This is a genomic window from Massilia sp. CFBP9026 (assembly GCF_034045165.1).
In the GTDB taxonomy this organism is placed as follows: domain Bacteria; phylum Pseudomonadota; class Gammaproteobacteria; order Burkholderiales; family Burkholderiaceae_D; genus Telluria; species Telluria arenae.
Genome location: NZ_JAXCWH010000006.1, coordinates 369,985 through 382,416, shown reverse-complemented (window position 1 = coordinate 382,416; position 12,432 = coordinate 369,985). Strand labels below are relative to the sequence as shown.

Annotated in this window: 10 protein-coding genes and 1 riboswitch; of the genes, 4 read left to right on the top strand and 6 right to left on the bottom strand. The window is 65.7% G+C overall.

Annotated elements, in window-relative coordinates:
- The first annotated feature begins 59 nt into the window (after positions 1-59).
- Positions 60-953 (top strand): DUF535 family protein, encoded by an 894-nt coding sequence (locus SOM28_RS17225; protein ID WP_320468837.1) that lies wholly within the window; start codon positions 60-62, stop codon positions 951-953.
- Between the two features lie 61 nt (positions 954-1,014).
- A riboswitch (TPP riboswitch) is annotated at positions 1,015-1,112 on the top strand.
- A gap of 81 nt (positions 1,113-1,193) precedes the next feature.
- Positions 1,194-3,320: a TonB-dependent siderophore receptor gene (locus tag SOM28_RS17220; protein ID WP_320468836.1), complete on the top strand. Its 2,127-nt coding sequence runs from the start codon at positions 1,194-1,196 to the stop codon at positions 3,318-3,320.
- A gap of 47 nt (positions 3,321-3,367) precedes the next feature.
- On the opposite strand, the gene SOM28_RS17215 is transcribed toward SOM28_RS17220, so the two are convergent.
- Positions 3,368-4,312 (bottom strand): HDOD domain-containing protein, encoded by a 945-nt coding sequence (locus tag SOM28_RS17215; protein WP_229415027.1) that lies wholly within the window; start codon positions 4,310-4,312, stop codon positions 3,368-3,370.
- 255 nt (positions 4,313-4,567) lie between these two features.
- Between SOM28_RS17215 and SOM28_RS17210 the strand changes: the two genes are divergently transcribed.
- Positions 4,568-5,707 carry a hemin-degrading factor gene (locus tag SOM28_RS17210; RefSeq protein WP_320468835.1) on the top strand — a complete coding sequence of 380 codons (1,140 nt, stop codon included), beginning with the start codon at positions 4,568-4,570 and terminating at the stop codon, positions 5,705-5,707.
- A 3-nt stretch (positions 5,708-5,710) separates the two neighbouring features.
- Here the strand turns inward: SOM28_RS17210 and SOM28_RS17205 are convergent, their stop codons facing one another.
- The 3 genes from SOM28_RS17205 to SOM28_RS17195 all read right to left on the bottom strand — a co-directional run bounded on the left by SOM28_RS17205 (position 5,711) and on the right by SOM28_RS17195 (position 9,116).
- Positions 5,711-6,229 carry an ATP-binding protein gene (locus tag SOM28_RS17205; RefSeq protein WP_320468834.1) on the bottom strand — a complete coding sequence of 173 codons (519 nt, stop codon included), beginning with the start codon at positions 6,227-6,229 and terminating at the stop codon, positions 5,711-5,713.
- On the bottom strand, positions 6,226-6,819 hold the full coding sequence (pnuC, locus tag SOM28_RS17200) for a nicotinamide riboside transporter PnuC (protein ID WP_123070895.1): 594 nt from the start codon (positions 6,817-6,819) through the stop codon (positions 6,226-6,228). Before pnuC ends, SOM28_RS17205 begins: the two co-directional genes overlap by 4 nt.
- A gap of 158 nt (positions 6,820-6,977) precedes the next feature.
- Positions 6,978-9,116, bottom strand: a complete 2,139-nt coding sequence (locus SOM28_RS17195; RefSeq protein WP_320468833.1) for a S46 family peptidase — start codon at positions 9,114-9,116, stop codon at positions 6,978-6,980.
- A 157-nt stretch (positions 9,117-9,273) separates the two neighbouring features.
- Here SOM28_RS17195 and SOM28_RS17190 point away from each other — a divergent pair, with 157 nt between their 5' ends.
- Complete coding sequence (locus SOM28_RS17190; protein ID WP_320468832.1) at positions 9,274-10,575, top strand: GGDEF domain-containing protein; 1,302 nt, start codon at positions 9,274-9,276, stop codon at positions 10,573-10,575.
- On the opposite strand, the gene SOM28_RS17185 is transcribed toward SOM28_RS17190, so the two are convergent.
- Both SOM28_RS17185 and SOM28_RS17180 read right to left on the bottom strand, forming a co-directional pair.
- The gene (locus SOM28_RS17185; protein WP_320468831.1) at positions 10,568-11,380 is read right to left on the bottom strand and encodes an EcsC family protein; all 813 of its coding nucleotides are present in this window, start codon (positions 11,378-11,380) and stop codon (positions 10,568-10,570) included. The genes SOM28_RS17190 and SOM28_RS17185 overlap by 8 nt on opposite strands.
- A gap of 39 nt (positions 11,381-11,419) precedes the next feature.
- On the bottom strand, positions 11,420-12,394 hold the full coding sequence (locus SOM28_RS17180) for an HDOD domain-containing protein (RefSeq protein ID WP_320468830.1): 975 nt from the start codon (positions 12,392-12,394) through the stop codon (positions 11,420-11,422).
- Positions 12,395-12,432: the final 38 nt, after the last annotated feature.

The window sequence follows — 12,432 nt, the reverse complement described above, 5'->3', positions numbered from 1 at the left end:
TGTCATTGCCGGGCATGCCCCCGCAAGACAAAGACCTTCTACGCCGAATGGAGCGCTCGATGATCTTCGCTCGTCTCACCCAACGCTGGCATGCGCTGCGCTACTGGCGCGAGCACCAGTCCCTGTCCCGTCTCAAGCTGGTGCGCCGCCTCGAAAACGCGCCGGACGACGACCTGTTCCGCCATGTGAGCGGCCGCGACTACCTGGCCCGCGGCATGAAAGTGCGCGAGCGCATGCGCTGCGTGCTGTCCCACTACCGCTTCGAAGAAGCCACCTTCAACGCCTCCTACCGGCAGGCCGCGCACCACGGCGGCCTGGTGCTGTGGCAGCATGAGGACGACAGTGGCAGTTTCGTCATGCGACTCGAGCACGCTCCCCGCATCGACCCGGAAGGCGAACTGACGCTGTCCCTGGTCGTCGACGACACCGTGCTGCACCGCCTGTCCTGGACCTGGGTCGAGGGCGCGGTGGTGGGCGTCGACCTGCCGATCGTTCCCTTCGTCACCCGCAACGCCGGCCTGTGGCGCGATGCCGGCGGCGCCTTCGAGGCTTTCGAGCGCGTCTTCCCCAACAATTCGCCAAGCTTCTTCTGCTTCGCCGCCCTGCAGGGCGCGGCCCAGGCGCTGGGCTTTAACCGGGTGGTCGCGGTGCGCGGCAGCGCGCACGTTGCCTATGAAGCGGCGCAAGACAAGGCCTTCGAGAACGCCTACGACGGCTTCTGGCGCATCCTGGGCGGCACTGAACTGGACGCGCGCAGCTTCCTGGTTCCGCTGCCGTTCTACCTCAAGCCATTGCAGGACATGCCATCGAAGCACCGCAAGCGCGCGGCGCAGCGGCGCGAACACTGGCGCGCCATCGGCGACGCGGCGCGCGCCGTGCTGCTGCGCCATATGGTGACGCCGACCGCTACCCAGCCAACGGTGGCCGAGGCGCCATCGACCGCGAAAGCCTGAGCGGCGCCGATCAATCCGGCTTGACAGATTCACCACGGCCGCGCGGGGCCGTGATACACTCGCGACTCGCTAGGGGTCCTGGAACGTTGTTCCGGGTGAGAGATACCCTTCGTACCTGATCTGGATAATGCCAGCGAAGGAAAGCGCAAAGCAGCATCCCCATTCGTTTGCCCTTCCCCCACGTTGGCTCCGGCTTTGATAAAAGCGGCGCGCCGCGTAGCGCGCGAAAACGAGCAAACCATGACATTCACCTCGAAGCACACCGTCCTTGCCTGCGCCATCGTGCAGGCGTTCTCCCTGTCGTCCCAGGCTTTCGCACAGGAGACGCCGTCCGTCGTCGTCACCGGCAGCAAGTGGATCGCCCTCGACCGCGCCAGCGTCGGCGGCTTCGCCGACGTGCCGCTGCTGGAATCCCCAGCCTCGATCACCTCGATCAGCCAGAGCCAGATGCAGGACCTGTCGATCCGCAGCGCCACCGATGCCGCCCGCTACGACGCCTCGATCGGCGACGCCTACAATGCGATCGGCTATGCCGAGCAGTTCTCGATCCGCGGCTTCGCGCTCGACAACGCCACCAGCTACCGCAAGGACATGATCGCGATCTCGGGCGACACGCAGATCCCGCTCGAGAACAAGGAACGCATCGAGGTCTTGCGCGGCCTGGCCGGCCTGCAGGCCGGCGTCGCAGCGCCAGGCGGGATGATCAACTTCGTCACCAAGCGGCCGACCAACACGCCGCTGCGCCAGGCGACGGTGGAGGTGCGCGAGCGCGGCACCGTGTACGGCGCGGTCGACCTGGGTGGCCGTTTCGAAGACCGCCGCGTCGGTTACCGCATCAACGCCGCCGCCGAGGACCTGAAATCCTACGTGCGCGGCGCCGATGGCGAGCGCCAGTTCGTGTCGGCTGCCTTCGACTGGCAGATCACGCCGGACGCGCTGTTCCAGATCGACCTCGACCACCAGCACAAGTCGCAGGTCACGGCGCCGGGCTACCAGCTGATCCGCAATGAAGCGCTGCCGACCGGGATCTCGGCCAAGACCCTGCTTAACGACCAGCCATGGACCAAGCCGGTCGATACCGACAGCAGCAATCTGGGCCTGCGTTTCGAGTACCGCATCAACGACACCTGGAACGCCACCGTCAGCGCCAACAAGCACTGGTTCAAGCGCGATGACTTTACGGCCTTCCCTTACGGCTGCAGCAACGAGGACGACGGCTACTATCCGGGCTACTGCTCCAACGGCGACTACGACGTGTACGACTTCCAGAGCACGGGCGAGCGCAAGACGCCGTGGGGCCTGCAGGCGATGCTGCAGGGCCGCTTCGACACCGGCGCGGTGCGCCACTCGTTGACCGTCGGCGGCTCGTATGCCGAGCGCCACGACAGCTTCGGCGAATACGTCTACGACTACGTCGGCTCCAGCAATATCTGGAATCCGACCGTCGTGCCGCCAGTCTCCAGCGACCGCGTGACCGGCCCCGTGATGGAGCGCCGCAGTACCGAAGAGCGCTCGCTGTTCGTGCAGGACGTGATGACCCTGTCGCCCCAATTCACCCTGCACGCCGGCGTACGCTACGTGAAGCTCAAGCTCGACGCGCTGGAAGAAATCGAGGGCGGCTGGGTGCACACCAAGGACTCGTTCGCGCTGCCGAACGTGGCGCTGGTGTACGCGCCGGCGCGCGACTGGCGCGTCTACGGCTCGATCAGCCACGGCCTGCAATACGGCGGCATCGCCCCGATGGAGACCACCAACCAGAACACCGCCCTGCCGCCGAGCCGTTCGAAGCAGCTGGAGTTCGGCGTCAAGCGCAACGTCAACGAGCAGTTGGCGCTGTCGGGCGCGCTGTTCGAGATCCGCCAGGGCCTGGAATACACGAACGCGGCCAACACCTTCGTGCGCGCCGGCGAGCAGACCCACCGCGGCGTCGAGCTGTCGGCGATGGGCCGCGCCACGCCCGACCTGAACTACAGCCTGTCGCTGATGGCGCTCGATACCGACCAGAAGGATACGGGCGACGCGTCGACCGAAGGCAAGCGCGTGACCAATGTGCCGGAACTGCGCACCACCGCCTGGGTCGAGTACGCGGTGCCGCAAGTGGCGGGCCTGAAGCTCGACGCACAGTGGCAGTACTCGGGCAACAAGGTGTTCGATCCGGCCAACCGTGTGAAGGTGCCGGGCTATCACGTGGCGGGGTTTGGCGCGTCCTATCTGCTGCGCGCGAGTGGGCTGAACACGATCATCCGCGCGCGGGTGGACAATGCCTTCGACAAGTTCTACTGGCGTGACGTGACGCAGTCGTTGGGAGGGTATTTGCTGCCGGGGGCGCCGCGCACGTTCAGGTTGTCGGCGCAGATCGACTTCTAAGTATCCCCCGTTTCACCTGCCACGCGCGCCGTGGCAGGCGTCATGCATCAATCCGACAAATCCACCAGCTTGCCCAGGCAGCGCCGCTGGAAACCATTGAGCCCGCGGGTAATGAGCTCATCATCCTCTTCGATCACCTCGGCATCGAGCAGCAGGCGCAGCTTGGCGATGCGGTCGCCCTGGTCCAACGCCTGCGCCAGGTGCGAACCATCCGCTTCGCCGGCCTGCTCGATCGCCTCCACCACCTCGGGCGGGAAGTCCCAGTGGTTGGCGATCACCGACGACAGCTGGCGGCTGGCCGCGAACAGTTCGATGCCGAATTCGCTGGAACCGGGCACCCTGCCTTCGCAGATGCGGTCGGCCACCTGGAACGCGACCTGCAGCCCTAGATTCTGCATCAGGCCGGCCAGGTAGGATTCGAACACGCCGGCCGACAGGCCCGGCGCCATCACGCTGGCGGCGAACGCACAGCGTTCGGAATGCTTCCACACGTTGGGCGCCACCTGGCGCGCCACGCCCTGGACCTTGACCCGCACCAGCGGCCGAAACGCGATGCGCGCCAGCAGCATGCGCAAACCGTTCAGGCCGAGCATCGTCACCGCGCCTTCCAGGGTTTCGATCGGGGTCACCGGCCGGTAATAGGCGCTATTGGCTTCGCGGATCACTTCAGCCACCAGCACCAGGTCGCGACCGACCTGGGCCGACAGCGCGCCGGTCGAGATGTTCTCGTCGGACAGCGCGGTGAGCAGTTGCGACACCAGTTCCGGGATGCGCGGCACCAGGCCGGACGCGCAGACCGGGTCAGCCGCCAGCGAACGCACTTCGGCCAGGATCTGCGCTTCCTGCTCGGGCTGGGCGTTGAAGCCGCTGGACGCGGTAAGCCAGCGATAGAAGGTGGCATGGACGTCGTTCGCCATGTCCTCGTCGTGTTCGATCGTTGCCGTCGTGCCGACGCTGGCCGCGGCTTGTGTCTCTTTATCTGAACTGCCCAAAAAGCGTCCTATCCAGTTTTTCATAGCGTCCCGCCGTACGTTCGAAATCCGATGATTGTAATGCCTTCTAGAAACAAATAGTCATCAGGATGTAAAGATTTATTGTTTGTAACGACATCCAACACTGATTCGCATCGGCGCGCTGTGCGCCCGGTCAAGAAAGCCCTGTCAAAAAGTCGGACGAGCATGTTGCAAATGATAATGATTATCATTTAGTATGCCTGATCGCATTCGCAAAACAAGGAGTACACATCCATGAAACTCACCCGTCACCTCCTGGCCGCAGCCATCGCCCTGGCCCTGATCCCGGCGCAGGCCGCCCCGCAACTTGCGCAGCAGTGGGCCGAACTGAAGGCCAAGGAACCGCGCCTGCAGACGCACGACGCCGCGCGCCAGCTGAAGGTATCCGAAGCCGAACTGCTCGCCACCGGCATCGGCAGCACCGTGGTGCGCCTGAAGGAAACCGACCACGCGCCGCGCGAGATCATGCGTCGCGCCCTCGACCTGGGCAAGGTGATGGCGCTCACGCACAACGAGAACGGCGTGATCGAGACCACCGGCGTGGCCATGCGCATTCCGAAGCAGGCCGAGAAAGGCAGCGACGACGAGGCCGAACGCGAAGCGCGCAACCTGAACATCGCCGGCGGCTACCTGGGTGGCCCGATCGACCTGCGCTTCCAGTTCGCCAAGTGGAAATACGCCTTCGCCGTGACCCAGCCCGGCCGCGACGGCAAAGTCAATCGCAGCCTGCAGTTCTTCGACGCCAGCGGCAACGCCGTGCATAAGCTCTACCTGCGCGACGACGCCAACATTCCGGTCTTCGACAAGCTGGTGGCCGACTTCCGCAATCCGAGCCAGAACGCGCAGCTGGACGTGGTGGCCGCCGCACCGAAGCCTGCCGAAAAACCCGACAGCGCGATCGACGTCAAGGAATTCCAGACCGCCTGGCAAGAGATGACCGACGTCCACCAGTTCAACCGCATAGTGTCGGAATTCGGCCTGACGCGCGAACAGGCGTTGCGCCTGGCCCCTGGCGGCGTGGTGCAGAAAATCGCGCCGCAAGCAGTGCGCAAGCTGCTCGAGGATGCCGCCAGGGACGGGGTCGCGATCATGGCCTTCCTCGGCAATGGGGCGCTGACCCAGATCTACAGCGGCAAGGTGAACAAGGTGACGGCGGCCGACGGCTGGTTCAATGTGCTCGATCCGGACTTCAACCTGCACCTGCGCGACAGCGCACTGCGCAGCGGCTACGTGGTGCGCCGCGCCGGCGTCACCTCGGTCGAGTTCTTCGACGACCAGGGCGAGCTGGTGGTGACTTTCTTCGGCGTCCGCGAGCGCGGCAAGCCGCAGCCGCAGTCGTGGACCGACCTGGCGGCAGGACTGCCGAAGGCTTAGTTTTCAGCGCTGGCCGAGCAGCCCCTGGACCTGCCGCATCCGGTGCGGCAGGTCGCCGGCCAGCAAGGTGTAGCCGATGCCGCGCGCGGCCAGCGTCTCCACCAGCATCCGGTGCACCATCTGGCGCACCTCTTCCGATTCGCGCTGCAGGCCGTCCGGTTCCCACGGGGTGTCAGGCGCGGTGACGAAGGTCCAGGCGTAGTCGTGGCGTGCATCGAGCCGCGCCAGCTGCGCATCCACCCTGCCCCAATACACGCGGCTGTACAACGCCGTCATCAGAGGCGTGGTGTCGCAAAACAGGAAGCTGCTGGCTGCCACCGCCGCGGCATCCTCGCGCGCGCGTTGGGTCAGCGCGATGCCGTACTGGTCTTCCTCGTGCGGCACCCTTCCCAGCGTATCGACGAACTCGCGCAGGTATTCGGGCACCCACACGGTGCCGTAATGGCGCGCCAGGGCTTCGGACAAGGTCGACTTGCCGGACGACTCGGCGCCGAGGATGGCGATTCTTTGCACGCCGCTCATGCTGCCTTGCGCGCCAGCGCCGACCAGGTGCGCAGGCCGGCGATCGCCAGCAGCACGAATACCCCGTACAGCACGGCGGTCAGCACCAGGCCCTTGTACAGGTAGAGGCCGACGTACAGGATGTCGACCGCGATCCACACATGCCAGTTCTCGACCTTCTTCTTCGCCAGCAGCAGCTGGCCGACCAGGCTGCCGGCGGTCAGGAAGCCGTCGGCGTGCGGCACGTCGGTGTCGGTGAAGTTGTCGAGGAAGGTCGACAGCAGCACGAAACCCGTCAGCCAGGCCGCCAGCGACCAGGCGCGCCCGCTGGCCTTGAGGAAGCTGGGCACCAACGGCGTATTGCCGCTGCCATGCAACCACTGGTACCAGCCCCAGACCGAGGCCGCGATGAACACGAACTGCAGCCCCATGTCGCCGTACAGGCGCGCATCGTAGAACACCACCGCATAGGTCGCGGACGAGGCGATCGAGAACAGCCAGGCCCAGTGCTTCTGGCGGATGTTGAGCACGACGGTGGTGACGGCCAGCAGGAAGGAGATCAGTTCCAGCGGCGAGGTCGTGAGGCCGGCGAGGATAAGGGGTTCGTTCATTCGGTCGACAATGATGATGAAACGCGCGCGAATATTTTTTGCTCAAAACCGTCGTTCCCGCGAAGGCGGGAACCCAAGTGCTCTCGGCGCAATCGTAACGCTTGCAAACTTGGGTTCCCGCCTGCGCGGGAACGACGTGCAGATGATTGTGGCCGAAATTACTTCTTCGGATACTTGATCGTCATTTCCTTGAGCAGGTTGTCGGCATGGTCGACTTCCTTCATCACCCACAGCATGTAGCGGATGTCGACGTGGATCGCGCGCGTGATGGCGGTGTCGAAGTACCAGTCCTTGGTGATCGATTCATAAGTCGAATCGAAGTTCAGGCCGATCAATTCGCCACGCTTGTTCATCACGGCCGACCCCGAGTTGCCGCCGGTGGTGTCGGCGCTCGACAGGAAGTTGACCGGCACCGTACCCAGCGCCCGGTCCTTGAACACGCCATAGCGCTTGGCCTCGATCGCCTGCTTGAGCGGCGCCGGCACGATGAACGGATCCTTGCCGGTTTCCTTCTCCAGGATGCCTTCGACGGTGGTGAACGGCCCCTTGACCAGGCCATCGCGCGGCGAGAACGGCGACACGGTGCCGTAGGTCACGCGCAGGGTCGAGTTGGCGTCCGGGTAGACCGGTTTGCCCTGCGATTTCTTCCACGCGATCACGGCCGCCATGTATTGCGGGATCACGCGTTCCAGGTTGCCGTCGATCTCATTACGGCGCTCTTCCAACGCCATGCCGGCATCATGCAGGCGCACCGCGAGCGCGATGAACGGATCGTTCGACTTGCGGAAGGCGTCGACGTCCTTGCCGATCCAGGCCAGGCGCGTGGCGGTGTCCGACAGCGTGCTGGCTTTATACATGCCCGCCAGTGCATCCTGCGCCGGCAGCAGCGCGTCCACGCCTTGCGGACGCACCTTGGCGTCGATGCCGGCGTAGCGCGCCAGCGCCGCGGCGTAGCGCGCCTGGTCGACGCCCGGCACGAGCGACTGTTCCAGGCGGGCCAGGCGCGCCTTGATGAAGCCGAGGTCGCGTTCCTGGTAGCCGCTCTCACGCTCGGCGTCGGGCTTGCCGCGTTCCAGCGCCAGGCGGTACAGGGTCCGCGCGCTCTTGAGCAGGTCGCTGTGGGTGGCCTCGAGCCAGGCGGCTTCCTGGCGCTGCAGCGCCATGTCCTCGGCGATCACCGCGTCCAGTTCGGACAGCAGGCCAGCGTTTCCATCCGCATGCGACTTCTGCCAGGCGCGGAACTCGGCATCCTGCACGTCCTTGATGGCCGCGATGTCCTTGCGCGCAAAGCCGTCGAGCAGGCCCTTGGTCTTCTTGAGCACGTTGTTCAGGCCCTTGTCGACGCTCGCATACGCCACATTCCAGGCCGGATTGCCCTGGGTTGCGGCGGCGATCACCGACAGGTCGGCGGTGATGGTCGCGGCCTTGGCCGGCAGGTCGACGTCGCGCGCGAAGCGGATCTCGCTCGGCAGCTTGTAGCGGCTGGTGCGGCCCGGATAGCCGGCCAGCAGGATCGGGTCGCCGTTCTTCAGCCCCTCGGCCGAGACAACGAGGAAATCCTTCGACTTGTAGGGCACATTCTCTGGCGACGGGTCGGCCGGACGGCCATCCTTGCCGACGTAGGCGCGGTAGAAGGCGTAGTCGCCGACATGGCGCGGCCACTCGTAGTTGTCGATGTCGCCACCATAGTTGCCGATGCGGTCGGACGGCGCGTACACCAGGCGCACGTCGCGGATCATCAGCTGCTTGATGCGGTAGTACTCCAGGCCGCGGTGGAAGGCCGGCACCGAGCAGCGCGTCGACTTGTCGGTTTCGCACTCGGCCACCAGGGCCTTGATGCGCGACTGGACCAGCGCATGGCGCTCGCTGCCCGACATGGTTGGCGTCAAGCCTTCGAGCACGCGCGCGGTCACGTTCTCGACCTTCTCGGTCACGTACACCAGCGTGTTCGGGCCGCCCGGCAGTTCGGCGGCGCGGGTCTTGGCCAGGAAGCCGTCGACGATGTAGTTCTTCTCGGGCGTGGCGTTGCGCTGGATGGCGCCATAGGCGCAGTGGTGGTTGGTCACCACCAGGCCGTCGGGCGACACGAAGGACGCCGAGCAGCCGCCCAGCGAGACGATCGCACTCATCGGATGCTTGCCCAGGTCGGCCAGCTTCTCGGCCGGCATGGTGATGCCGATGCGTTTCAGTTCGGATTTCAGTTGCGGCAGCTGGTGCGGTTGCCACTGGCCTTCGTCGGCGAAGGCGGCGCTCGCCGCGCCGAGAAGGGCGACGGGCAGGACGATCGATTTGAACAAGACAAGTCCCTGAGATGAAAAAAGCAATGCGCGAGTATATCCCCGTTGGGTGATGGCCGTGTGGTTTATAAGGGATCGACGGCGGTCCCGGTGGCGTCAACATCGCGTCATATTGGCGTGGCAAGATGTCACATTATGCAGAAAAAGGCAGGCAGACATGAGCACCGAGGCCCCCTTGTACCGACACCAGGTCCTCTTCCTCTCCCAGAGCTTCTTCATCAAGGACAACCGCGCCGAACTGCTGCTGCACGCGCACAAATACGATTTTGACATCCGTTTTTTCAGCGAAGTGGCCGAATTCACCGCCGCCGTCGCCGCCGACCGTGGCGCCAGCCTGTTCGTGATCGACCTCGACGCCCTGCACAATATGCAGGCCGACCTGCACGACAGCCGCAAGACCCTGATGCTGGGCGAGCTGCTCGAACGCCTGCCGCGCGAGCACGCGTATGTCTATCTGCAGTCGGGCCGCCAGGGAAGCCGCTTCCTGCTCCAGCAGCGGCTGGTGGACAGCAACTGCCTGGCATATGCCGAGAAGCCGATCGCCAACGACGTCCTGGTCGACAAGCTGTTCAACCTGTTCGTCCGCACCAAACGCGGCGACCTGGTGTCGGTGGTCCACCTCGGCCCGCCCGGGGATCTCGATACGGCGGCACTGCTGGCGCAGCAGGTCGAAGTCGTCCACCATCTCGACCCGACCACCCTGCACCTGCGTGTAAAAGAGCTGCAACCCGATCTGGTCGTGATTGCCGACGACGAGTACCGGCGCCTGGACGCGCTGGCGCGGGTCATGAAGAAAAACATCGAGGCCGATCCGGTGCGCGAGATCGTGCTGCTCCAGCGCCGCCCCGACGACGCGCTGGCGCGGCGCGCGCTCGGCGACGGCTTCGATACCGTCCTGCAGGCCACCGCCGGTCTGGTCGAGGCCCAGTTGGCCAACCGCGCGGCCAGGATCCGCGTCAGCAAGGACCTGATCGGCAAGGACCGCGCCACTGGCCTATTGAACAAGGTTGGCCTGCAGCGCAAGACGCAAGACCTGATCCGGCAAGCCACGCTCGAGGACAAGCCGCTCGCCTTCGGCGTGATCGACATCGACAAGTTCAAGACCATCAACGACACCTGGGGCCACCACTTCGGCGACGTCGTCATCAAGCGCCTGTGCCTGTGCCTGGCGCCGCAGATGGGCGAGCGCGACCTGCTGGCGCGCTTCGGCGGCGAGGAATTCGTGCTCGTGTTCTGGGATTGCACGCCCGACGTGGCGTGGCGCCGGCTCGATGCGCTGCGCCAGGCCTTCGGCGCGATCGAGTTCCAGGTCGCGCGCGGAGACCTGCGGCGTTTTTCGTTCAGCGGCGGCCTGGCCGCCTTCCCCGAGCATCGCAGCGAGAACGCGTTGTTCCTGCGGGCGGATGCGATGTTATATACCGCCAAGGAGAGCGGGCGTAACAGGATTTGCCCTACGTGAGCAAGCCAACCGGCTCGTCGGCCAGGACGATCGTCTCGTACTGCTGGCGCACCGCTCCCTCGCCATACAGGCGCTCCAGCCGCCGCACCGTGAAGTGGCCGCGGCTCATGTTCTGGAAATGGTCGACGAACAGCAGGTTGATGGTCGCGCCGCCCACCGCGCCCAGGGCCGGCACCAGCATCGCGGCCGCCTTCTGGGTCACGTGCACCTGGAAGCGCGCCGCCACCGTGGCGATCAGGCGCAGCAGGGCCGGCGTCGTGGCGGCATTCACCGACTTGGCCGCCAGCGCCTGGGCGGCTTCGCTCACGGCCCGCGCCAGCGCGATGCGCATCGCGAAATAGCCCGAGTCAGCAGCGTCGTCACCCCCGCTCGGTCCGCCCATGGCCAGCACGCGCAGGCATTCCAGCCGGGTCTCCACATCTTGCGGACGCTCGCCATTGGCGCGCGCGATCTCGGCGATCGAACGCAGCATGATGACGGTGGATAGCGGCAGGTCGACCAGCAGTCCCGGAAGGCCGAACACGCCGCCCACGCCGCCCGACAGGCTCGCCGCGAACTTGTGCAGGCGCGGGTAGGATGCCTCCTTGCCGCCGTCGGGCATGGTCGACAGCGCCCCCGTCAGCGCATACTGCAGCGCGTGCTCGGTCGCTCCTCCCACCTTCTTTCGCCACGGCGCCGGCAGGCGCTCGATGGCGGCCTCGATCGGCGAGCCGACCAGGTTGCTGATGCGCGCCGCCAGGCCGGGGTTCTCCAGCAGGCGCTTGGCCTCGTGCAGCTCGGCCAGGTGTTCGGCGTTCATCTTCATAGCAGTCTCCTCTTGAGAAAAGGTGACGCAATACGGCGGTCAGCCCGGCAAATCGGTCAGCTTGCCCAGGCAGCGGCGCTCGAAACTGTCCAGGCCTTCGGTCACGAGCGCATCGTCTTCCAGCACCACGTGGGCGTCGAGCAGCAGCCGCAGCTTGGCGATCCGGTCGCCGCGTTCCAGCGTCTGCGCCAGCGGCGATGCATCCGGCTGGCCGACCCCGGCGATGGCTTCCACCACGTCAGGCGGGAATTCCCAGTGGGCGGCAATGGTCGACGACAGGCCGCGGCTGACGTCGAACAGGCGCCGGCCGAATTCGCTGGAGCCGGGAATCTTGCCATTTTCGACAGCCCGCTCCGCCAGGCGGAAGGCCACCACCAGACCCAGGTTCTGCATCAGACCGGCCAGGTAGGCTTCGAACACGCCGGCGCCCAGGCCCGGCGCCATCAGGCTCGAGGCCAGCGCGCACTTCTCGGACTGGTTCCAGACCAGCGGCGCCGCCTGGCGCGCAAAGCCCTGGTCGGCCATTTTGATCAGGGGCCGGAAAGCGATCCGGGCCAGCAGCATGCGCAGGCCGTTCTGGCCGATCATCATGAGAGCGGCGTCGAGCGACTTCACCGCCTGCAGCGGCCGGTAATAGGCGCTGTTCGCCTCGCGGATGACCTCGGCCACCAGCACCAGGTCCTGCTCGACCTGACGCGCCAGGTCGCCGGTCGAGACATCGTCGTCGGCCAGGTCGCGCAGCAGTTTGGGTATCAGCTCGGGGATGCGCGGCACCAGGCCGCTGGCGGCCTGCGGGTCGGCCGCCAGCGTGCGCACCAGGTCGAGGATGTGTTCCTCGACGTCCGCTCCTGCCTGGTAGCCGCCGGATGCGGTCAGCCAGCGGTAATAGGCGGCATCGACCTGGACGCCGTGGTCGTCTCCCAGCTCGTCCGCCTGCTGCGATGAGCCAGCGGTGCCAGCGGCGTCAGGCGCCTTATCGGCGCCGCTCAACATGCGATTAATCCAGTTTTTCATGGCGTGTGCCTGACTATCGATAATCGCAGCATTGTAAT

Excerpts from the sequence above, each read along its gene's own strand:
- SOM28_RS17225 (WP_320468837.1), top strand. The coding sequence starts at position 60 with ATGATCTTCGCTCGTCTCACCCAACGCTGGCATGCGCTGCGCTACTGG.
- SOM28_RS17220 (WP_320468836.1), top strand. The coding sequence starts at position 1,194 with ATGACATTCACCTCGAAGCACACCGTCCTTGCCTGCGCCATCGTGCAG.
- SOM28_RS17210 (WP_320468835.1), top strand. The coding sequence starts at position 4,568 with ATGAAACTCACCCGTCACCTCCTGGCCGCAGCCATCGCCCTGGCCCTG.
- SOM28_RS17205 (WP_320468834.1), bottom strand. The coding sequence starts at position 6,229 with ATGAGCGGCGTGCAAAGAATCGCCATCCTCGGCGCCGAGTCGTCCGGC.
- pnuC (WP_123070895.1), bottom strand. The coding sequence starts at position 6,819 with ATGAACGAACCCCTTATCCTCGCCGGCCTCACGACCTCGCCGCTGGAA.
- SOM28_RS17190 (WP_320468832.1), top strand. The coding sequence starts at position 9,274 with ATGAGCACCGAGGCCCCCTTGTACCGACACCAGGTCCTCTTCCTCTCC.
- SOM28_RS17185 (WP_320468831.1), bottom strand. The coding sequence starts at position 11,380 with ATGAAGATGAACGCCGAACACCTGGCCGAGCTGCACGAGGCCAAGCGC.
- SOM28_RS17180 (WP_320468830.1), bottom strand. The coding sequence starts at position 12,394 with ATGAAAAACTGGATTAATCGCATGTTGAGCGGCGCCGATAAGGCGCCT.